The following is a 22090-nucleotide window of genomic DNA, read 5'->3' as shown; positions in this document are numbered from 1 at the left end:
CGTGGGTGTCGAGGAGTGGATGTGGGAGCGAAGGACGGAGACGCGTCGAACGTCGCGCGGTGGTCCGCGGCGGCACGACGCCGTGCGGGGCGCCTGCGCCGAGCAGTGACGCACCGCGGAGCTGCAGCGCCCGCGCCGAGCGCACCGGCGACGCTGCCCTGGATCGACCTCACCGAAGACGACCTGCACCTGCTGCCCGACGACGGGCGGGCCGAGCTGCGGCTGCGCATCCGGGACGTCGGGGTGCTGCGCGCGCTGACGCTCGCGCCGGGACCGCGGTACCTGCGGGTCGTCGTGACTCTCGCCTCCTGGCGCGCACCCACGCTCGGGTGGCGCGGGTCGCTCGGAGCCGTCCCCGGTCTGACCGGCGTCAAGGTGACCTGGCCCGCGTCCGAGAAGGGGCGCCTGACGGTGGCGGTCGACCTCGCCGAGCCGACGCCCGTCGCGACGGTCGCCCGCGCGATCGTGCCGCTGGTCGTCCCCAGCCGCGCCCTGCCCGCGTTCGGGTCCCCCGAGATCGCGGTCGACGCCCGCGGTGCAGACTCCGCGCTCGCGCTGCTGAGCACGCCGGCCGCCCGGCAGGTCGTCCCCGAGCCCGACGTCGAGGCGCTCCGGGGTGCGGACCTGCTGCTCGTGGACGAGGTGCGGCCCTCTGAGGTGCTCCAGGTGCACGAGCCCGCCACGCTCCTGGCGGCGCCCGTCGTCGACGTCCTCGTCCACCGCCCGCTCGGTCGCCGTCGTCCGGACCCGCAGGACCCCCAGGGGCTCGCCGCGCTCGGCTCTGCCGCACTCGTCGAGACACGTGACGGCTGGCAGGTGGTGCGCGCGGACGGCGCGCTCGTCGTGGACGTGCCGCGGGACCGCCCGCTGCGCGAGGCCCACGTCAGGAAGCTGCGGCCGGTCGGTGCACTGTCACTGGCGGACGGCGTGCCGGAGGCACCCACAGCGGCGTTCGCCGCTCGGCTCGTCGAGCTGGCCGCCACGGGCACGGTCCTGCACGGCGGGCACGGGCTGAGCGGCGTGCCCGGGCTCGACCCCGAGCTCCGAGACCTGATGGGTACGCGCGCACCCACGAGCGTCCTGGAGCTGACGCTGCGGTCCGTCGAGCAGGTCCGCCGGACCCTGCGGGCCCACAGCGGGCTCGCGGCCCGCGACCGCCTCTCCCGGTCGATGGGGTGGGGGAGCGCGATGCCGACGGTCACCGCGGTGCTGACCTCGCGCAGGCCCGACGCCGCGCTGGCGACCCTGCGAGCGCTCGGTGCGCAGAGCTACGAGCCGTTCCAGATCGTGCTCGCGATGCACGGCGTCCCGGCGCCTGACCTGACGGGCCTCGACGACCGCACGCGTGCCCGGATCGCGCACGTCGTCGAGACCGGCCCCGAGGTGCCGTTCGGCGCCGTGCTCGCCCGGGCGTCGGCGGTGGCCGACGGCGAGCTGATCACGAAGGTCGACGACGACGACCTGTACGGCACGGAGCACGTGGCGGACCTGGTCCGGGCGTACACGTGGTCCGGCGCCCAGATCGTCGGCAAGCAGGCGGAGTACGTCCACCTGGAGCGTCGGGACGTCACGCTGCACCGGACGTTCCGAACCGAGACGTACGCCCGGCAGGTGGCGGGCGGGGCGATGATGCTCTCGGCCGCCGACCTTGCGGCCGTGGGGGGATGGCGCCCCGTGCCCCGCTCGGTCGACCGTGGCCTGCTGCTCCGGGTCCTGCAGGACGGCGGCGTCGTGTACGCCACGCGTGGGCCCGGGTTTGTCTACACGCGCCACGACCGAGGGCACACGTGGCTCGCGGACGACGACCACTTCGACACCCGCGTGCTCGACGAGTGGAACGGCCTGCCACCGCAGCTGGTGGAGTTCGAGCAGCAGAGCTGAGACGATGAAGGGGCCCGGTCCGAGGTGGACCGGGCCCCTTCGCTCACGCTGGCGTCACTTGACGGCGATCGTCGCCACCCGCAGGGCCTTGCCCTTCTTGACGACGATCTTCTTGACCGCGTCGCGGTAGCCGCCCGTGTAGGGGTCGCTGACGTACACCGCGGTCTTACCCGGGGCGACGCCTGTGATCGTGTACTTCCCGTGCGCGTCGGTGGTGGCCTGCGCAGCGCCGACCCAGACCGTGACGCCCTCGACGCCTGCCGCGCCGTGCTTGACGACACCCGAGACCGTGGAGCCCTTGCTCAGGTTGATGTTCCTGGCGACGTTCTTGCCCTTGGACGCCGTGATCTTCACCGCGGCGGCGTAGTCACGGCTGCCGTCGGTCGGGGTGACGTAGACCGTGTACTTGCCGCTGACCAGGCCCTTGACCGCGTACCGACCCTTGGTGTTCGTCTGTGCCTGGCCCGCGATGGTGCCGTAGGCGTCGACGACGTACACGTACGCGGCCGCCACGGGCTTCTTGGCCGACGACTTCACGACGCCCTTGATCGTCGTCAGCTTGGCGCGCGCGATCGTGCCGAAGCTCTTGGTCTTCCCTGCCTTGACCGTGACCTTCTTCGTGATGTTCGTGCCGTCGACGACGACCGTGTAGGTGCCCGCCTTCAGACCGGCGAACGTGACCTTGCCGGACTTGCTGGGACGCGCGTTGGCCAGCGTCACCTTCTTCGAGCTGAGCAGCGACACGCCCTGGTTCGCCACGGCCGAGCCGCTCGTCTTGATCTTCCCCGTGATCTTCGCGGAGCCGGCGGCCTTCAGCTTGAGCGTCTTGGCGGCCTTGACCGAACCCTGCTTGGCGGCGACCTTGACCGAGGCCGTGAGGTTCGCGCCGCCCGCGGTCCGGTAGGTGGTGACCTGGACGGTGCCCGTCGCCAGGCCACGCAGCACGTAGTGCCCGGTGGCGTCGGTCTGCGCGTTGGCGTAGCCGGCGCGCGACAGGTTCGTCCCTGCGACGGACACGCCCTTGACGGCACGGCCCTTGGCGTCGACCACCTTGCCGGTGACGACAGCGCTCGCGACGACGGAGATGTTCGCGGCGGCCGTGGCGCCCGAGGTCACGGTGATCGGCTTGGCGTCCGGCTCGCGCACGGTGTTGCCGCTGTAGGTCGTCAGGTAGTTCGCGTTGTACGCGTACACCTGCGCCACGTAGGTGCCGGGCGTGACGTACGTGGCGGCGTACGTGCCAGTCGCGTCGGTCTGGCCGTACGCCGTCTGACCGTCCGAGGCACCGATGCCCTTGAAGTCGACGTACGTGTTCGCGACCGGCGCCGAGCCGAGCTTGACGGTACCGGACACCCCCGTCGTGCCGTCTGCGGCGACCGCCGGACCGACACCGGCCGCGGCGAGCGCGAGTGCGGCGGCGAGGGCCGTCGCGAGGGACAGGTTCTTCTTCACAGGCGTCTCCTGAGCGCTGAGGCGCCCCCTGGTCGGCGCCGATGGCGGAAGTCTCCCAGTTCCGCAGCCGATCCACGGCCGCCGCACACCCCGCAGACGGGTGACTTTCAGCGCCCGCTCAGCGCGCGAGCACGAGCGCCGAGACGCGCACCGGCTTGCGGTCCAGCGTGGTCACCGTGACCGTCCCGCTCATCGCCTTGGGCAGGCGGACGTCGAAGTGCCGGTGCACCGAGCGGCTCGACACGGCGGTCGAGACCGTGGCGACGGTCTTCGAGCCGACCGCGATCTTGACGCGGCCGCGGCCGGGGCCGGCGTCGACGATGAGGCGCACGGACCGGACGCTCTTCGCGCCCGTGACCTTCAACGTGCGCTTCGGGGTCGTCGCCTGCCAGACCTGGTCGCGGTACCAGGCGTCAGCGTGACGCGTCGCCCATCCTGCCGACCGCTTGACCACCGCGCCGGAGACCGGGCGGGTCGCGGCCGGGTACGCCGAGATGGCGCTGGTGCCACCCTTGCCGACAGTCCGGATGCCGACCACCCACGTACGCCCGGCCGCTGCCGTGGGCAGCCGGTACGAGGTGCCCGTCGTCGTCCTGACCTTGGTCCACCCCGAGGGGAGCGCGTTGCCGTGGGGTGCCGTGCGGACGAAGACCTCGTACCGGAGCGCGCCGGGCACGCGCTTCCACCGGTAGACCGAGCTGGACGCCTCGAGGAACGGCGCCTGTGCCGAGGTGAGCGCGACGCGGTTCGGCTTCGCGGGCGGCAGCACCCCGACCCCGACGGCCTGCGCCGGGCTGATCGAGCGCGGCAGCGCGACCGCGGCGACCCGCACGGGACCGGTCCCGGCGACGGTGCGCAACGTGATCGTCCCCGAGACCGACCGCCCGAGGTCCAGTCGTGCGACCGCCCGGGTCGAGCCGGAGGCTGCTCGCGTGTCGATGAAGCCCAGGCGTGTCCCACCCACGCGGACCTCGAGGCGCCCGGACCCTGGGCCGCGCGCCACCTCCAGCACCACCGCCCGCGCCTGTTTGACGCTCTTGATCGTCAGGGCGGCGCCCCCGCCCGACTCGCGGTACGTGGGGTACCCGGCGGCGGTGCTCGCCTTCCAGGCGGACGAGCGCGAGATCGCCGACCAGTCGACGAGCCGCGTGATCTGCGCGACGGTGGCGACGGTGCCTCGGCGCCCCTTGGCGTCGACGGCCCGCACGGCGATCACGCGCGTGCGGCCGGGATCGGTCGTCACGGACGCGGACGTCCCCTTCACGGTGCGCAGCACCGTCCACGTCCGCGCGTCGTCCATCGCGGAGGTCAGCCCCGACGAGCGCGTGAGCACCTGGTAGGCGACCGCACCGTTGACGGCCGACCACCGATAGGTCGAGGAGGCGGACCACTGCACCGGGGCCTGCGTTCTGGTCGGCGCGGTGACCTTCGGGGCCGGCAGCGCGGGAACGGGCTTGCCGTACGTCGCCAGCGCGGCGTCGACCTGGCTCTTGACCGCCGTCCGGATGGCCGGGAGCTTCTGGTAGAGGCGGAGGCCGGGGCAGGCGGTGTAGTTCGTGTCCCGGTGGCCCAGGATCACGGGCACGCTGATCTTGGTGCCGACCTCGCCGCGCGTACCGCTGCCCGTGCTGCCACCCGTCGTCAGGGTCGTGCGACCCGTCGCCGAGAGGCCGTGCGCGTATGCCTGCCATGCGAACACCTTCTCGATCGAGGCGAGCATGGCGGCCGGGGGAGCCGCGTCCTGGAAGTTGCCCATCGCCGAGACGCCGATGGTCGAGGTGTTGTACCCGCCCGCCTGCGCGCCGATCGGCAGGTCGTTGATCGCGTCGCGGCGGCCCTGGTAGATGGTGCCGAACCGGTCGACGAGGAACTGGTACCCGATGTCCGGCCAGCCGCGGCTGCCGGTGTGGAACGCGTAGATGCCACGGACGATCGCCGACGACTGGGCCTTGGTGTAGGAGTTCGTGCCGGCCGTGTGGTGCAGGTACATCGCGCTGAGCTTCGCAGACACCTCCGACCAAGCCCTGCCACGCTTCTCGTTGGCACCCCACTGGGCCCGGGTGACGATCGCCGGTCGGATCACGTCGCCTGAGGAGCCGGTGCGGGAGACCGCGGCGGCCGGCGGGGCCAACGGGGTGCTCGCCGTGGGCGTCGGTGTGGCCGTGAGGGCCGCCGTGCCGGGGTCGTCGGGCGTCTCCACGACGTCGAGCCGGAGCCCGGCGGGCTCGACGGCGCCGTTGTCGGTCGCGACGCGCACCTGCGCGGCATCGGCACCGGAGCTGATGAGTGGTTCCGTACCCGGCCGCTCACCGGGGACTCCCGCGTCGACGAGCTCGAGTGACTGCCAGGGCGTCCACACGCCTGACTCGCGCACGCGCACGGCCACCTGCGTGACGTCGATGATCTGGCCCGGGTCCCACGTGACACCGGCCACGAGGAATCGGGCGGTGAGCGTGCGGGCGCCGAGGGCGACGACGTCGCCGCGGTCGACGGGCTCGAGGCCGTCGTCGCTCGCGCTCGTCGACTCGCCCTGTGCGGGAGCGAAGGCACCCGGGGCGGCGGCTGCAGGGGCGTCGACCCCGTCGACGTCGAGGGAGGTGATCTCGGGCTCGACTGGCGCAGGCGTAGCCGTCACTACCAGAGCCTTCGGGACCACAGGGTCCGCACCGGCGGTCGCAGGTGGCGCCACAAGACCCGCCGTGAGCACTGCTGCGGCTACGGCTGCGCTGACCCATCGTCCCGCCATGACTGTCCTCCCCTGGTGCCGCCCCCCGTGCGCGACGCGTCCAGGGTACGTGGCGTCGGTAGAGTGGGATCCTCCCGGCCGTGGCGTGTCCCTCTCCGCGCGGCCATCGATCTCAGGCAGGAGCGAACGTGCGGGTACTGGTCACCGGCGGCGCCGGGTTCATCGGCGCCAACTTCGTCCACCAGAGCGTGCGTGAGCGTCCGGACGTGCGCATCACGGTGCTCGACGCGCTGACCTACGCGGGCGACGAGGCGAGCCTCGCCGCGGTGGCCGACAAGATCACGTTCGTCCGCGGCGACATCGCCGACGCGGAGCTCGTCGACGGCCTCGTCGCCGACGCCGACCTCGTCGTGCACTTCGCGGCGGAGTCCCACAACGACAACTCGCTGTCCGACCCGTGGCCGTTCGTGCGAACCAACGTCGTCGGCACGTTCACGCTGCTCGAGGCCGTGCGCAAGCACGGGGTGCGCTACCACCACATCTCGACCGACGAGGTCTACGGCGACCTGGAGCTCGACGACCCCGCGAAGTTCACCGCGGAGACCCCCTACAACCCGTCGAGCCCGTACTCCTCGACCAAGGCGTCGTCCGACCTCCTGGTGCGTGCGTGGGCGCGCTCGTTCGGGATCGAGGCCACGATCTCGAACTGCTCGAACAACTACGGCCCGTTCCAGCACGTCGAGAAGTTCATCCCTCGCCAGGTCACCAACGTGATCGACGGCGTGCGCCCCAAGTTGTACGGCACTGGTCAGAACGTTCGCGACTGGATCCACGTCGAGGACCACAACACCGCCGTGTGGGCGATCATCGAGCGCGGCACCATCGGCCAGACGTACCTGATCGGTGCTGACGGCGAGGTCGACAACAAGACCGTCGTCGAGACGATCCTCGAGCTCATGGGCTCTGAGCCCGACGCGTACGACCTGGTCAGCGACCGCCCGGGCCACGACATGCGCTACGCGATCGACGCCGCCCGCCTGCGCGACGAGCTCGGCTGGCGCCCGCAGTACGGGTCATTCCGCGACGGCCTCGCCGCGACGATCGATTGGTACCGCGCGAACGAGGCGTGGTGGCGTCCTCGCAAGGACGCCACCGAGGCCAAGTACGCGACGCTGGGGCGCTGACCTAGCCCGGGAGCACCGGCGTGAAGGACCTGACCCACGGAGACCTGACCGTGCCGGTCGCGGCGGCGTTGAGGCCGATGCGCATCGCGTCGGCAAGCCCTGACTTCGCCGTGGTCGCACCTGACGCGGTGGTCGCAGTCAGCGTCTTCATGCCACCGCCCGCGTAGGTGGCTACCGAGATCGACACGACGTCCTGGACCCCGAAGTACTTCTCGGCCTCGGCCTGCGTGAAGGAGGCCGTCCACGACGTCAGCGCGTTGCCGGTGCCGGCGACGAGGCTCCAGTGGTCGTCGGTCGCGGTCAGGTAGCTCGTGGCGGTGCCCCACACGTCGACGCCGTTGAGGGTCGAGCCGCCGGAGGACGAGAAGTAGTAGGCCGCCACGACGTCGCCTCCGACCACGAGTGCCTGGCCTGACGTCGCGTCGACGGCCGCGCGCCACCGGGCGCTGCTGGTGCCGCTCTCCTTGCTCCACCCGGTGAAGTTCTGGTCGGCGACGCCGTCGACGAGGTTGCACCGGCACGCTCGGTCGGCGGGGACGCGCGACATCGCGAGCAGCGCGAACGATCTCCCGGCAACAGCCTGCGCCTTGAGCGCCTCGATCCCGCGGTTCGCGGTCTCGCCCCACCCCGACGGCATCTCGGCGAGGCCGTACAGGTACTCGTCGTCGAGCCGGAGCTCGTTGACGACGTTCACGGAGCCGCCCGAGACGCTGAAGGCCAGCACGCCGTGGCGGTAGGTTCCCTGCGCTCCGACGACCGAGGCGTAGGCCGTCCTCGTGCTGGCCGGGAGATAGGCGTCCGTCGACTCCCACTGCAGCCGCACGGTCCTGCTCGTCACGACCGCCTTCCCGCCCACGCTCGCCTGGACGTTGCTCCCGCTCACGGCGACCGTGATCGGGACGGTGGTACCTGGAGTTCCTGCCGCCGTGGTGCCGGCCGCGTTGAGCAGTCGCCACGTGCCGCCCTTCACGGTGGCCGTGGTCGACGTCGTCGGGCCGTTGCCGGGACCGAGGACCTGAACGGCGAGGGGGGCCTTCGGCAGCACGGCCGATCCGATCGAGCCGCCCTTGTAGTAGTGCTCGACGATCTCGTCGTCGGTCCAGCCGGCGCGGGCCATCGCGTACGCGCCGTACTGGGACATGCCCAGGCCGTGCCCGTACCCCGAGCCGTGGATCGTGAACGACGCCGGGATCACCCTCCGCACGGACACCTTCACGGCCGGGCTCGCCACCTTCCCGGCGAGGAGCCGGTAGGTGCGGGTCACGAGTGGCTTGACGGTGGTCTTCCCCGCTCCGCCGACGACCTTCACGTTCGCGGTCGTGACCCAAGGGCCCGTGCCTGTGCGCTGTTGGAGGGCGATCGAGCCCGTGGCCTTCTTGCCCGCCGTGTACCAGGTGACGGAGGCCGTGGTGGTGGCCGTCGAGTCGGCCAGGGTGGTCGCCGAGAAGGAGAGTGCGGACCAGTCGCGGGTGACGGACACGGTGCGCGCGGGGCTGCGCAGGCTCATGTAGGCCAGGCGGTACGACGTCGTGGCGGTGGGGTGGACGGCCACCTTCGTGCCCTTCGAGCTCACGACGAGCGTCTTGATCGTTGACCACTTCGAGCCGGACAGGCGCTGGAGCGCCACCGTGCGGGTCACGGGCTTGGCCGCCTTGTAGACCCGCAGCGAGAGGGTCACGGCAGAACCGGCCTTGATCGACGTCGTGGCCGGCGCGAGTGCGAGCCAGTTCCGCACCACGGTCACCTTCGACGTGGCGCTCGTCCGGCCGGTCGCGTGCAGCCGGTACGTGGCCGTGGCGGTCGGCTTGATCGCGACCGTGGCCCGGCCCTTGACGACGTGGACGGTCGCGACCTTCTTCCACGCCGTGCCGACGCGCCGCTGCAGACTGGCGACGCCGTTCACCGCCTTGCCCTTGGTCGTCCATCGGGCGCCGAACGTCGCCGACGAACCGAGGTGCACCGACGACGGCGCGGCGAGGACGAACGTCGAGGAGGCGGCCTGCGCGGATACCGGAGCGGCGACCGAGAGCCCGGTGAAGGCCAGCGTGGCGACGGTCAGGGCAGCAAGGATGCGCCAAGGTCGTACGAGCATGGGGTCACTCTGGCACGAAACGGTTGCCTCGATGCGCCTTAAGCGTCCTTCAGTACTGCGGTCGCACGTAGAAGACGACCTGGGCCTGCGGACGAGTGCGCTGCCACACGCCGCGCGTGAGGCTGCCCGTGCCGGACGTGGTGTTGCCCTCGATCGTCGTGATCGTCTTCTTGCCGACGCCCGTCACGAATGCGACGTGCGTCGGGGTCGTCGCGCTGGACCAGCTCATGAACGCGAGATCGCCCGCGCGTGGCTTCTTGACGACCTTCATCTCGGCCTTCGCCTGCTTGTACAGGCCGGAGAACGTTGTGCGCTTGGGAATCAGGCCCTTGTTCCCGGAGGCCTCGAAGGTCCAGGACTGGAAGATGCCGCACCAGGCGTTGTCGGCGCCGATCCACGCGTTGAACTTGCTCGTGCGCCAGGACGGTTCCTTGTAGCCCACCTGTGACTTGCCCGCGGCCGCGACCTCGGTCCAGCGGCCCGACCCGTAGAAGACGTACACGGTCGATCGCGCGCTGTTGAAGTAGAGCGAGCCCCCGGCGAACCGCTGCACGCAGCCGAGCTCGACCAGCCCGCACAGTACGTCCGTCACAGGCTGGCGGAGCCTGCCCGTCAGGCCGCCGAGAGCAACCCACTTGGTGTACATCTTCCCGGTCACCGCCCAGGTGCGGTCACCGGCCGCGCGAGCGACCTTGATGAGCGCTCCGCTCGTGTACTTCTGCGTGATGAAGCCCGGCCGTGCGACCGGGCCACCGACGCGAGCGCCCATGAACCGGCCCACCTGGGACATCCGGGAGGCGAGCGTGCGGTCGCCGGCGATGGTGACCGTGACTCTCGCCGACGCGCTGTGCGTCGCCCTGATGGAGCCCTTGGCCTTGGTCAGGACGCGGTACGTTGCGGAGGTGCGGGGACGGTCGGTCAGGGTGAAGTGGCCGGTCGCCGACGTGGACGTCGTCCCGAGCGTGGCCCAGGAGCTGCCACTGCGACGCTGCAGCGAGACCTTGATGCCCGACCGTGTGGTCGCGCCCTCGACCGCGACGGTGCCGTCGACGTAGATGCGCTCGCCGCGCAGCGCCCGGTCCGTGCTCGTACGCAACGATGCGGAGGCGGACGCCGCGCTCGCAGGCGTAGCCGCGGCCAGCGCCGTGACCAGCACGAGCGCCAGGACCAGGACGGAGGCCGGCCAGGTCCGCCAGGGCTGATGAGACACACCGGGCTTCTGGTCCACCCGGAGAGCCTAACCCGTCATTCCGGCGCGCGAGTCGAAGGCTTGAGCAGCAGCCGGTCGACGGGCGGCTTGACCAGCCAGCGGGTCGCACGCTCGACCGGCGTGCTGCCCAGCACGAGAGCCAGCGCCACGGCCGCGAGCACCACGGCCCCGCCGGCCTTCTCGCCCGCCACGCTCCAGCCCGCGGCGAACAACGGGAAGAGGATCGCCACGTGCAGCACGTACACGCCCAGCGAGTTGCGCCCGACCACCGTGAGCGGCCCCTGCCGGGACGAACACACAGCGAGGACCGAAGCCGTCATGACCAGGGCGAGCACGAGCAGCGCGCCGCGCGTCGCCACCGCGGTGAGGCCCGGGTCGGTGAACCCGTCGTACGGCTTGCGCATGTAGAGCCACTCGTTCTTCAGCCGTGGCGAGGTCAGCAGGAAGAACGCGAACGTCGCGGCGAGCACGACCGCGCCGGCAGCCCGTGCGATCCGGGTGCGCAGCAGCGCGAGGTGCTGCGGCCGGAGCGCCAGGCCAATCGCGAAGTACGGCAGGAAGCCGAGGACGCGTGCGAGGCTGAGCTCGCTGCCGAGGCCTGTGTCAAGGGGCGAGAGCAGCCCGACGGCGATGCAGATGACGACGCTGCCGCGCAGCACGCCGAGCAGCGGTGTGACGAGGCGCCAGAGCACGAGCGCGAGCAGGTACCACAGGGCGAACGGCGGTGTGATGACGTTCCAACGCACGCTGTGATCGCTGACGACCGCTGCCTCGACGGCGAGGATCAGCGTGAAGACGAGGTACGGGACCAGCACGCCGACGACGAGCTGGCCGAGCTGGCGCGGCCTGCCGACGAACGAGCGGGAGAAGTACCCGGACACCAGCACGAACGCGGGCATGTGGAACGTGTAGATCCATCGCTTCGCGTCGACGGCCCATGCAGTGTCGACGAGGGCGAGCGCGTGCCCGAGCACGACGAGCACGATCAGGGCAGTGCGGGCGTTGTCCAGCCACGGGTCGCGCGGACGCGCGGAGGGAGCCGCCACGGCGGCGGATGGAGCGGTCACGTCGGTAACCTAGCCCGGCTCGCGCCACGCTCCGCATAGGCTGGGTGGCTGCGCGGACCAGCCGCGCCGTGTCGTCGGGAGGTTCAGTGGGTAGACCGAGCGCCTCGCGCGCGATCCGCTCGGTCGGGGGCCGTGTGCTGCGGCGGCTGGGTGCCGTCCCCGCGGGAGCGCCTGACGGCATCGGCGAGGACGCCGCGCTCATCGGTGCGCTTTGGCACGAGCGTGTGCTCGTGTACTTCCCCGAGCCGCCGACCAACCTGTACCAGCTCGCGCAGTGGCTCGAACCGCTCGAGGCCCTGGCCGGTGCGACGCCCGTCCGGGTCGTCGTGCAGGACAGCCGCGTCGCGCGCACGCTCCGCGCTCGCACCGCGCTCCCGGTCAGCGTCGTGGCTCGCTCCGCGACCCTCGACGACATGCTCTCGCGCGCGGACGTCGCGTTGTTCCTCTACGTGAGCCACCACCCTGGTAACTTCCAGGCGCTGCGGGTGCGCGACGTCGCGCACGTCTACCTGACCCACGGGGACAGCGACAAGGCCGTCTCCATCTCGAACCAGCTCAAGGCCTACGACTTCACCTTCGTGCCAGGCCGTGCGGCCGTCGACCGCACCCGTGGGCGCCTGCTCTGGTTCGACGCCGACGAGCGGATGGTCCCGGTCGGTCGGCCGCAGCTCGACGGGTTGCACGGTGCGACCAGGGATGGCGCCGGCGTGCCGACGGTCCTGTACGCGCCGACGTGGGAGGGTGCCCAGCCGTCGACGGCCTACTCGTCGCTCGCCGATCGCGGCACGGCGATCGTGCGCTCGCTCCTGGCGGACGGTGACCTGCGTGTCGTCTACCGCCCGCACCCGCGCACGGGTGCCCGCGATGCGTCGTTCGCGGATGCCGACGCCGCCGTGCGCGCGCTCGTTCGTGCAGCTGGGCAGACGGTGGACGAGACCGAGTCCGTGCTCGACACGATGTCCGCGGCCGACGTCCTGGTCTGCGACGTCTCCGCGATGGCGCTGGACTGGCTCGCGACGGGTCGTCCGCTCGTCGTGACCCGGCCGGGGGGAGGCGCTGCCGACGTCGCCGCGACCCCGCTGCTCGACGTCGTGCCGCGCCTCGGGCCGGACGAGGGGCTGCGCGCCGCCGACGTCGTACGCGAGCAGCTCGCGTCCGACCCAGCCGGCGCCGCGCGGCGCGCGCTCGCGGAGAGCTACCTGGGCGAGTCCGCCACGGGGCCGGCCACGGCGCGCTTCGTCGACGCCTGCCTGCAGGTCGTGGCCCGCCGCGACGGTGCCGTCGCGGCGCCGGGCGACGCCTCGTGAGCACGCGGCGCCGCGCGCTGCATCTGCGCTGGCTCGCCGCCCGCCGTGCGGTCGCGACGGCGGCCTGGCGTGTGCTCATGCGCATCGTGCCGACTGCGCCTGTCGCGCTCGTCGCAGGGCTGCCCGACACCGAGGAGAACTCCCTCGTGACGGCCGTCCGCGTGGCGCAGCGGTCACGCGGCTCCGTCGTGCTTGTCGCCGGCGACCCCGCGCGCGGTCGAGCGGCGCTCGACCGCGTTGCAACTGCACTGGGCGCGGAGCCGGCGGCCACGCGCGTACGGGTCGTCGCCAAGCGCGCGCCCCGAACGGCCTGGCTCTTCGTACGCGCAGAACTCGTGCTCTACACGCACGGACTGTTCGACTCCCCGAGGCCGGTGGGACGGCGCCTGCACGTCAACCTCTGGCACGGGACCGGTCCCAAGTGGTCGGGCAACGCCAACGTCAGCCAGCGGATCGGCGCCCAGGTGCTCAGCACGGCGTCGCCGATCTGGGGTTCGGCCACGGCGCGCGCGCTGTCGATGCGCGACGCGACGCTCGTCCCCGGCAACGCCCGGCAGGACCTGCTCGGTACGGGACCGCGGGACGTCGCCGGCCTGCTCGGACTCGACCCGGGCCGTCCGCTGGTGCTCTGGATGCCGACCTTCAGGCGTGCGGAGCGTGCGGGGTCGGTCGGACTGAGCGAGGGCGCGGACCTGGCAGACGACGAGCTCGCGGGTGACCTGCCCTCGCTCGCGGCTGCCGCGGGTGTCCAGCTGGTTGTCAAGCCGCACCGGAGTGATAGCGCGCGGTACGAGGCGCTCGGGCTCGCGGTGCTCGACGACGCGACGATCGCCGCGGCCGGCGTCACACTCACCCAGGTGATGGGGGCCGCGCACGGGATGCTCTCCGACTACTCCTCGGCGTGGGTGGACTTCTTCGCCACGGGGGCCCCGATCGCGCTGTACTGCCCGGACCTCGACGCCTATGTCCGTGACCGCGGGCTGAACGACCCGCCGCTCGGCCAGGTGGCGGCCGGCCTCATGCTGCGCACGGGCGGTGACGCGCAGGCGTTCTTCGCCTCCGTGGCTGAAGGCGCGCAATACGCGCCAGCGGCGCGTGACGCGTTGCTGCACGCCCTCGCGATGGACATCGGTCCGGGCCGTGCCGACCGCATGCTCGACGGCGTACGGGACGCGGCGCTCGCGCGGCTGGGCACGGACGTCCACCTGGAGCCGTCGGCAGACGCTCAGGATCGGCAGGCGACCTCGTCGTAGAGCTCTTCGAGCCGTGCGGTGCAGGCAATGATGTCGAACTCGGCGAGCACGCGAGCCCGCCCGGCCTCTCCGAGCCGGCGGGCACGAGCCGGGTTCTCGATCATTGCGCGCAAGGCGTTCGTGAGTGCCGTCGTGTCACGCTCGGGCACCAGAACCCCCGTCGTGCCGTCGACCACCGCCTCGGTCACGCCGCCGTGCCGGTAGGCGACGACCGGTGTCGCCTGCAGCGCCGCCTCGAGGAACACCATGCCGAAGCCCTCGCTGTCGCCGTCCGCCGCCTCGCGCGACGGCGCGCAGAACACAGCCGACGACGCGAGGAGCTCGCTCACCTGCTCCGGGGTGCAGAACCCGAGCCACTCCACGTCGAGACCGAGCTCGCGGGCCCGCGAGCGCAGTGCGCCCTCGTCGGCGCCCGAGCCCGCGATGCGCAGGGGCGTCGTCGCGCGGACCCCGGAAGGCAGTCGCGCGTAGGACCTCAGCAGGTCGTCGACCCCCTTCTTGGCGACGAGCCGGCCGACGAACGCGATCCCGGCGCGCTCGCCTACAGGCCCGGGCCCCGCCTCACCACGGAGGTCGATGCCGATGTGCCGCACCACGACCTTGTCCGCCGGGGCACCCAGCGCCACGAGCCGGCGGGCGACGAACTGCGAGACCGCCACGAGGCGGTCGGCGTCTGCGAAGACCTCGGCGAGCCTGCGACGGTAGTAGGCGCCGCGCCCGCCGCCCAGCCACGGGGTCCTCGTGACGTCGTAGCCGTGGAACGTGACCACGAGCGGCAGTCCCGCGGCGCGCGCCACCGGGAGCGCGTGGATGGCGGCCGGTCCGAAGTGCGCGTGCACGAGGCTCGCGCCCGCGGCGCGAATGGTGTGCGCTGCGGCGCGGCGGTGGCCCAGGCTGCCGATCACGCGCACGGCCAGAGGCGGCCACCAGGCGGGGAGCGGGGCGTAAGCGGGGTGCACGGGCAGTCCGTCCGGCAGGCGCACGAGCCCGACGGGCAGCGGGCGCCACCGCGTCATCGCGCCGAGCTGGTCGCGCACGAACGTCTCGGAGCGGGGGAGCCAGATGTCCCGCCAGACGGCGACGGTGGATGTCGGCATGGTGATCTGTCTGGCTCCCGTTCGTGGTGGAGGTACGACCCTAGGGCAGAGAGCCGGGCCCGCGCCCAGCCGGCCGACGGGTGTGGTGCGTGCCGGGCGGTGTGGCAGAGTGGGCGGCCGTGTCTGGCAACCGGTGGGTGACGAAGCTCTGGCCCAAGAGGGCGACGGGCGAGCCCGGCGCGCAGGACGGTCCGACGCTCGTCGTCGTCATGGCAGTCCTCGACGTCGCTCCGTACGTCGAGGACGCGATCACGAGCGTGGCCACGCAGCGCGGTGTGCGGCTGACCCTCGTGGTCGTCGACGACGGCTCCACCGACGGCACGCGTGAGCTGGTACGCAAGCTGGCCCGCCGTCACGCCAACATCGTCTACGTCACGCAGGAGCACGCCGGCCTCGGCGCCGCCCGCAACCACGGCCTCGCTCAGGCGAGCGGCGACTACATCGCGTTCGCCGACGGCGACGACGTCGTGCCGCAGGGCGCGTACGCGTTGATGGTCGACTCGCTCGAGGCGACGGGTTCGGACGTCTGCACCGGAGCGATCCGGCGCTTCGACCAGTTGCGAGAGTGGGAGCCGGCCTGGTCGCGCGAGGTGCACGCCGAGCAGCGCGTCGGGGTGACCCTCGCGCAGTACCCGTGGGCCATCAAGGACGTCCTGGCGTGCAACAGGGTGATCCGGCGCGCGTTCTGGGACGTCGAGGTCGGCGAGTTCCCCGAGAACATCATCTACGAGGATCACGAGCCGATGCTGCGCACGTTGGTCCACGCCTCGGGGATCGACCTGCTCAGCGACGTCGTCTACCACTGGCGGCTGCGCGACGACGGGTCCTCGACCGCACAGCAGAAGCACGAGATCTCCAACCTGCGCGACCGCCTCACGGTCAAGCGGCGTGCGTGGGCGATGCTCAACGAGGACGGCGTCGACGACGTGGTCCGCACGGCGTGGCTCGGGCGCGTCCTGGACGTCGACCTGCCGCCCTTCGTCGGCCGTGCCATCGAGGCGGACGAGCATTACCGCGCCGAGCTCGGCGCCGCCGCGCAGGAGTACCTGCGCCTCGCCCCGCCCGAGAGCCTCCCGTACGTCCGCGGCCAGCAGCGGGCACGCATGTACCTTGCCGCGCACGGGCAGTGGGACGTCGCCCAGCGGCTGCAGGAGGAGATCGAGCGCGACGGAGTGCGTGGCGCGACGGTGCTCGAGGACGGCGCGCTGCGGCTTGCTCCTGCGCTGACGCCGGGCGTGCCGGACGAGCTGCGCGAGATGGCGGACTACCAGGTGCGTGCCACGGCGCGGCTGCGCAAGGCATCCCGCACCGACGGCGGGTGGGAGCTGCGCGGGGTTGTGTCCCTGACGCCTCTGCACCTGGGTCGGCATCGCGCGGTCGCCCACGTGTGGCTGGTCGTGGGCGACGATGTCGCCGCCTTCCCGGGTGACCTGAGCGTCCGCCGCGGCCGCGACGACGAGAGCCCGACGCTCGAGGTCGCCGTCCGCCTCGCCGGCGGCGAAGTTCCGACCACGGCCGCGTCGTGGCCCGTCGCTGTCCAGGTCGATGTCCTCGGGCTCGCGCGCAGTGCGGCGTTGCGCGTACCCGCCGAGGTCGCAGCCGAGCTCGAGAGGATCGAGCCGCAAGCTGGTGACGTAGTGGTCCCGGTGGTCGACGACGGGGTCGTCGCACTGCGCGTCGTCTGAACCAGACGGCACAGCGCCGAGCCGCACCGCACGCGGGGCCTCAGATCCTCGCCCGGGGTGTCGATACGTACAGTGGACGAGTGCCCCGCGCACTGAGGTTCCCGCTCGGAAGAGGTCCTGCTCGTGTCGATGTCCATCAGCCCCCGCGTGCAAACGCGCCGCGCGACGCTCGTCGCCCTGCTTGCCGTGCTCGCTCTCGTCGGCTGGGGCATGGCCCCGACGCAGGCCGCGGCCCCATCGCGGGTGGCCGGTGTCTCGGCGACCGCCATCGGCGCGACGTCGCTGCGGGTGGCATGGCGCGCCGTCGCAGGGGCCTCGTCGTATGTCGTGTCCGTCTCGACGAAGCCGGGCCTCTCGGCGCCCAAGAAGGTGCGCACGGCCGCCACGTCGGCCAAGGTCAGCGGCCTGAAGAAGGACACGCGGTACTACGTCGCCGTGCAGGCCAAGTTCGGCTCGCACGCGGGCGCACGCTCGACGGTCGAGAGCGTGCGTACGTGGAAGACCCGCCCGGCCGGCCCTACGGGCGTGCGCCTGGCGACGAACTCCGTCGGCAAGTTCGAGGTCGCCTGGAAAAGGGTCGCCAAGCACGCGACGTCGTACCAGGTCGTCGTCGCTACCGACAAGGCGCTCAAGCACGTCGTCTTCCGTACAGGGCTGACGACCAAGACCCACAAGTGGGTCCTCTCCTCCAAGATCAAGGAGCACCAGCGCTACTACTTCGCCGTGCGCGCGTTCAACACGAAGTCCACGCCGGGCAGGTTGAGCACGGTCCGGTCGGTGCGCCCCCATGCCCACCAGGCGAAGACGCCCGCCAACGTCACGGTGCGTCCTGCGAGCTCGTCGTCGGTCCAGGTGTCGTGGTCGAAGGCGGACTGGGCGACCGGCTACACGGTCAGCGTGAGCAGGACGAAGGGCGGGACGGCATTCTGGTCGCAGCGGGTTGCCGGGACGTCGCTCACGGTCCCGGGCATGCCGCGTGGTGTCTCGTACGTCACGGTCACCTCGGACAGGCTCAAGGCGACCTTCGCCCCAGCCAAGCCAGTGCCGGCGTCGCCACGGGAACCGACCCCGGCTGGCACGAAGATGTTCTCCACGACCATCGGTAGCTACAACGTCCTCAAGGACTCGGCAGAGAGGCCGTTCTACAAGCGTGTGCCTGCGATCGTGACACTCATGCGGTCCATGGACGTCGCCGGGGTGCAGGAGGTGACCTACGGCGCGGTGTCGAAGCATGACGGAGGCTCGTCGACATACCGCCCCGTCGAGCTCCTGGCTGCGAAGTCAGGGCTGAAGCTCGGCACCTACGACCCGCGCACCAAGGTCCGTTGTAGCGCCAACTCCGTGCACGTGCTCTACGACGACGCCAAGTTCGACCTTGTCGCGTGCGGCTCGGCAAAGTACGCGGTGGGGGAGTCCCGCTATTGGGCCTGGGACCGCTTGGCGGACTCGGCGACCGGCCAGCAGCTGGTCGTCGTCAGCACGCACCTCACGAACGGCAAGACAGTGGCCGACGACCGGACGCGCGCTGCACAGGGTGCTCAGCTGGCCGGGTGGCTCGCGACGCTCGGTGACGTGCCAGTCGTCGTCACCGGCGACCTCAACTCGTACTACGGAGTCACGGCTGACACGCCGATGGCACGCATTCTCAGCGCTGGCTACTACCCCGCCGATCTCACGGCGCCGTCGATCGTCGGCGGGCAGTACGCCAGCACGCACGCCTGGCAGCCGACCCGGACGACGGCCGCGCGCATCGACCACGTCCTGACATCTCGTGCCGTGGTGGCGTCCAGGTTCGGCGTGGAGCGGGTCAAGGAGTCCACCGCGCCGTCGGACCACCACCCCGTGTGGGCGACGGTCTCTGTCTACTCCTGAGAACTTGGGGCCGGTCCTAGCACGGCGCGCGCCTCGGCCAGGAATCGGTCTGCGTAGTGCTCGGCGGGGATGTCGCCCAGGTAGTACGTCTTGAGCGCTCTGCGCTGCGCCTGCAACGGATCGAGGCTGAGCATCGACTGGAGAACCTCGTCGGCGCCGGTCAGACCGTCGTGGCCGTCGAGCACGTAGGCAGCGGCTGCTACGGGGAACGAGGCGCGGAAGGTCGACGCAGGCTCCGAGACCGCGACCATCGCGAAGGGCTTCTCGGAGTAGAGGTAGTCGTTGACCACGCTCGACACGTCCGAGACCAGCGCGTCGCTCGCGTTGAAGCAGTCGACGATCGACATGGTGCGCTCCGCCTGCGCGCCGTGGAGGTGAGCGCGGCCCGCGCGTGCGGTGTCGGCAGTGAGCAGTGCGTAGATCGCGTCGCACTGCGCGGCCAGGGCGGCGTCGCGCCGCGAGTACGGGTGCGGTCGGAAGATGACAGTGCATCCGTGCGCGAGGAGCGCCTCGACGAGCGCAGCGCCGTTGCGGAGAGACGAGTAGTCCGAGTCCGCGTAGAACCCCGACCACGTCGGTGCGTACAGCACTGTCGGTCCGGTGACCTGAGCGATCGGCCCGCGCGCCACCGCGACGTCCTCGACCTGGGGGCGCCCGACAATGGTGAAGAGCTGCTCAGGCATGTACACGCCGTTCGCGGCGAACCGATCGATCGCTGCCTGGCCCGCCACGAAGTCGCGGTCGTACATCCGGAACACCGGGTTGAAGCTGGGCGCCTTGTCGCTGTCGCCGTGGTTCAGCTGGACGTGCGTGAGGTGGGAGTAGCGGACCATGTGGCTGTTGCGCACGGCCGTGTTGACGTAGAACACGGCTCGAAGGCTCGGCACGACCACGGGGTCCAGGTCTTCGAGCGCCTTGCGCAGGACGATCGGGGCGGACGTCAAGCCTCTCACGTCATGCAGGTTGGTCGTGGTGCGCACGAGCACGAACCACGGCGGTCCGAGCCGCTCGAGATAGGGCAGCCACATGGCGGCCTGGTAGGCGGTGCCGGCCGGCGCCTGCCAGTGCAGGGCGAAAGCCGGGTCGTAGGCTGCCAGCAGCTCGGGCAGACGTACCTCCACAGCACGCCGGGTCCGGACACGGAGGAAGGTGTCGACGGCGCACGCGAACGTCGCGATGACGGTGATGCCTGCGAGAACGACGGACACGGCGTTCCACGCTCCGGGCCAGGCGAGTCGTGCTGCGAGCGCGCCGAGGGCGAGCAGCGCGCTGATGTAGACGAGGCCCAGCGGGAACGCCGCGGTTGCTCGCACGTCGGCGCCCGGAAGGTTCAGCGCCACCGGGAAGCCGGCGTTGTCTGCTGCTCGCAGGGTGGGACCGACCACGACTGAGACCAGGACGGCGACGAGTGCCACCCAGACGAGGTCGCCTACATCGTGACGCGACGTGGCCGACGCCACCGCGAGCAGCAGGCTCGACGTCGCGGTCGTCCACGCTCCCAGCGGCGAGGCCTGGGTTCTGGACAGGACGCCTTTCCATCGGATTCGCGAGAGGACACCGAGCACCGAGAAGCCCGCGAGTGTCAGGGCCAGTCCAGTCGAGCCGCCCGCGATCGTGACGAGTGCACACGCCACTGCGCTGGCGTTGACGAGGACGGGCCAGAAGCCAGCTCCCAGCACTCGGCGCCAGAAGGGGACCGAAGAGGCGGTGGTGGCCACGACCGGGTCGGTGCCGGCCTCGCCCTCCCCCTTGATCGTTCCGGAGGTCTCCTCCGTCATCGCAGACCGCGCAGCCGTCGGCGGACGCGGCGCACGATCGACGGCTTCGTGGGAGCGGCGGCCGGAGCCTTCGCGCGTACCTGCCGCTGGAGACGGGCGATGTCGGACTGCAGGCCGAGCACCTGCTTGGCGAGCTGAGCAGTCGTCGCTGCCTGGCGCGGGCCGACGAACGGCCGGTCGAACTCGTAGGCGGAGCGCTCGAAGTCACCGTTCGCGCCCTGGCGAAGCCAGCGCAAGCGACCCATCACCTGCTCGCGGCCCGTCTCTCCGTCGGCCATGAGCGTGTGCACAGGGCCGGGGAAGGGCGCGCGGTCGATGGCCTTGTCGTAGGCGCGGTTCGCCTTTCCGTCCTGGAAGATGTGCTCGAGTCCGTTGCGCTCCAGGAAGCGCTGGTAGGTCGCGAAGGTCTCGGGCTGGCGACCCTCGAATGCGTCGAAGTCGGCCTCGTCGTACAGGCGCTGCGCATCGACGTCGGCCGGCAGGTCCGAGTACAGGCGGTACGGAATGCCGTGGTACTGCGACAGCTCGACCGTTCGCGAGTCGTGCGCGAGCACCACCGACGGCGTACCGGCGAGCACGCCGGCCACGTTGCCGTGGATGCGGGTACCGAACGCGAAGTCCTGCTCGGCCATGAAGTCGACCCACGTCGAGGCGTCGACGAAGAATCGCATCCGGTCCTCGCGGTAGAGACGGTGGCCCGTGTGGATCGGCATCGTGGGATCGGCGACCTTGGCCGGGTCCTCACCCCAGAGCATGAGCGCGAGGCGCTGATGCTGCTGCGGGATGATGACCGACCGCCGGTAGCGCGAGGCGTTGGCGTTGACCAGCTCGGCCACGCCGGCGACCTTGGGCGTGTAGCTGATCGCGATCGCGCTGTCGCTCTCGAGCCGCTCGACCTTGCGACGCAGCGGCCCGAGCTGGCCGCGGCCGAACATCGAGGGGCAGCCGATCACGTCGATCCGGTCCGAGGAGAAGCCCAGGTGCTCAAGCATCTCGGCCGTGTACTGCCCGCGCACGCCGATGGACTCGGACCGGTCGAGCACGGCGGCGGTGAAGCGCTTGACGACGCGCTTGTACTCGTCGGGCAGGGTGTCGAACGCGGTGCCGTAGGGCAGCTGCGCGCCGATCCCGATGACGTTGACGGGCACCGTGAGGCTCTCGATGACGCCCGCGAGCCGCTCCAGGTGCGGCAGGAAGGTGTCACGGTAGGAGTTGGCCATCGGCAGGATGAATCGGTCGAACTCGTCGTTCACGCGGTTCACGTCGGACTTGCTCACCGACGGGCGCTCGTGCACGTACGAGTTCGCGACGATCTCGGTCCCCGGAACGCTCAGGACTCGGTGCACGCCGCTGTAGAAGAGCATGTTGCCCGAGTTGGACCCGAAGACGCCCAGCGTCGACGTCGCCAGTGACTGCTCGTGGGACAGGGCGGTGCGCGGGTCCTTCCCGGCGCGGATGAGGAAGCGCGGCATGCGGATGAGACTCCCGTGTCGTGAGTGTGGCCTGCGGGCCGTCGTGGTCGGGCG

14 protein-coding genes are annotated in these 22090 nt (G+C 71.4%); 6 read left to right on the top strand and 8 right to left on the bottom strand.

Annotation, left to right across the window (positions count from 1 at the left end; all coding sequences use genetic code 11):
- The first annotated feature begins 21 nt into the window (after nt 1-21).
- The gene (locus tag D1825_RS12855) at nt 22-1881 is read left to right on the top strand and encodes a glycosyltransferase (protein WP_138067665.1); all 1860 of its coding nucleotides are present in this window, start codon (nt 22-24) and stop codon (nt 1879-1881) included.
- A gap of 54 nt (nt 1882-1935) precedes the next feature.
- Here D1825_RS12855 and D1825_RS12850 read toward each other — a convergent pair whose 3' ends face one another.
- Nucleotides 1936-3333: a carboxypeptidase-like regulatory domain-containing protein gene (locus D1825_RS12850; protein ID WP_138067664.1), complete on the bottom strand. Its 1398-nt coding sequence runs from the start codon at nt 3331-3333 to the stop codon at nt 1936-1938.
- Between the two features lie 118 nt (nt 3334-3451).
- Entirely contained in the window at nt 3452-5968 is a 2517-nt protein-coding gene (locus D1825_RS12845) for an N-acetylmuramoyl-L-alanine amidase (RefSeq protein ID WP_118767808.1), read from the bottom strand.
- A gap of 239 nt (nt 5969-6207) precedes the next feature.
- Between D1825_RS12845 and rfbB the strand changes: the two genes are divergently transcribed.
- Entirely contained in the window at nt 6208-7203 is a 996-nt protein-coding gene (gene rfbB, locus D1825_RS12840) for a dTDP-glucose 4,6-dehydratase (RefSeq protein WP_118767807.1), read from the top strand.
- Between the two features lies 1 nt (nt 7204).
- On the opposite strand, the gene D1825_RS12835 is transcribed toward rfbB, so the two are convergent.
- From D1825_RS12835 to D1825_RS12820, 3 genes are read right to left on the bottom strand one after another with little or no spacing between them, the layout of a single operon-like run.
- Nucleotides 7205-9295 carry a SpoIID/LytB domain-containing protein gene (locus tag D1825_RS12835; RefSeq protein ID WP_158580728.1) on the bottom strand — a complete coding sequence of 697 codons (2091 nt, stop codon included), beginning with the start codon at nt 9293-9295 and terminating at the stop codon, nt 7205-7207.
- 49 nt (nt 9296-9344) lie between these two features.
- Nucleotides 9345-10523, bottom strand: a complete 1179-nt coding sequence (locus D1825_RS12825; RefSeq protein ID WP_118767805.1) for a CHAP domain-containing protein — start codon at nt 10521-10523, stop codon at nt 9345-9347.
- Between the two features lie 17 nt (nt 10524-10540).
- A complete protein-coding gene (locus D1825_RS12820) occupies nt 10541-11572 on the bottom strand; it encodes an acyltransferase family protein (protein ID WP_118767804.1) in 1032 nt (343 codons plus the stop codon).
- Nucleotides 11573-11658: 86 nt separating this feature from the next.
- Here D1825_RS12820 and D1825_RS12815 point away from each other — a divergent pair, with 86 nt between their 5' ends.
- Together D1825_RS12815 and D1825_RS12810 are read left to right on the top strand one after the other, a co-directional pair.
- A complete protein-coding gene (locus D1825_RS12815) occupies nt 11659-12879 on the top strand; it encodes a CDP-glycerol glycerophosphotransferase family protein (RefSeq protein WP_138067663.1) in 1221 nt (406 codons plus the stop codon).
- Complete coding sequence (locus D1825_RS12810; RefSeq protein ID WP_118767802.1) at nt 12876-14132, top strand: CDP-glycerol glycerophosphotransferase family protein; 1257 nt, start codon at nt 12876-12878, stop codon at nt 14130-14132. The genes D1825_RS12815 and D1825_RS12810 overlap by 4 nt, the downstream gene beginning before the upstream one ends.
- On the opposite strand, the gene D1825_RS12805 is transcribed toward D1825_RS12810, so the two are convergent.
- Entirely contained in the window at nt 14105-15229 is a 1125-nt protein-coding gene (locus D1825_RS12805) for a glycosyltransferase (RefSeq protein WP_118767801.1), read from the bottom strand. The genes D1825_RS12810 and D1825_RS12805 overlap by 28 nt on opposite strands.
- Nucleotides 15230-15366: 137 nt before the next feature.
- Here D1825_RS12805 and D1825_RS12800 point away from each other — a divergent pair, with 137 nt between their 5' ends.
- Nucleotides 15367-16914 carry a glycosyltransferase family 2 protein gene (locus D1825_RS12800; RefSeq protein ID WP_138067662.1) on the top strand — a complete coding sequence of 516 codons (1548 nt, stop codon included), beginning with the start codon at nt 15367-15369 and terminating at the stop codon, nt 16912-16914.
- 129 nt (nt 16915-17043) lie between these two features.
- Nucleotides 17044-18786 carry a fibronectin type III domain-containing protein gene (locus tag D1825_RS12795; protein WP_138067661.1) on the top strand — a complete coding sequence of 581 codons (1743 nt, stop codon included), beginning with the start codon at nt 17044-17046 and terminating at the stop codon, nt 18784-18786.
- Here D1825_RS12795 and D1825_RS12790 read toward each other — a convergent pair.
- On the bottom strand, nt 18777-20564 hold the full coding sequence (locus D1825_RS12790; protein ID WP_118767798.1) for a CDP-glycerol glycerophosphotransferase family protein: 1788 nt from the start codon (nt 20562-20564) through the stop codon (nt 18777-18779). The two genes, D1825_RS12795 and D1825_RS12790, sit on opposite strands and share 10 nt — an antisense overlap.
- A complete protein-coding gene (locus D1825_RS12785; protein WP_118767797.1) occupies nt 20561-22036 on the bottom strand; it encodes a polysaccharide pyruvyl transferase family protein in 1476 nt (491 codons plus the stop codon). Before D1825_RS12785 ends, D1825_RS12790 begins: the two co-directional genes overlap by 4 nt.
- Nucleotides 22037-22090: the final 54 nt, after the last annotated feature.

This window comes from Cellulomonas rhizosphaerae, from assembly GCF_003470205.1.
Lineage (GTDB): Bacteria > Actinomycetota > Actinomycetes > Actinomycetales > Cellulomonadaceae > Cellulomonas > Cellulomonas rhizosphaerae.
This window is presented reverse-complemented; position numbering and strand designations above follow the sequence as displayed.

Coding starts and splice junctions, on each gene's coding strand:
- D1825_RS12835 (WP_158580728.1), bottom strand. CDS start 9,295: ATGCTCGTACGACCTTGGCGCATCCTTGCTGCCCTGACCGTCGCCACG.
- D1825_RS12805 (WP_118767801.1), bottom strand. CDS start 15,229: ATGCCGACATCCACCGTCGCCGTCTGGCGGGACATCTGGCTCCCCCGC.
- D1825_RS12795 (WP_138067661.1), top strand. CDS start 17,044: ATGTCCATCAGCCCCCGCGTGCAAACGCGCCGCGCGACGCTCGTCGCC.
- D1825_RS12790 (WP_118767798.1), bottom strand. CDS start 20,564: ATGACGGAGGAGACCTCCGGAACGATCAAGGGGGAGGGCGAGGCCGGC.
- D1825_RS12785 (WP_118767797.1), bottom strand. CDS start 22,036: ATGCCGCGCTTCCTCATCCGCGCCGGGAAGGACCCGCGCACCGCCCTG.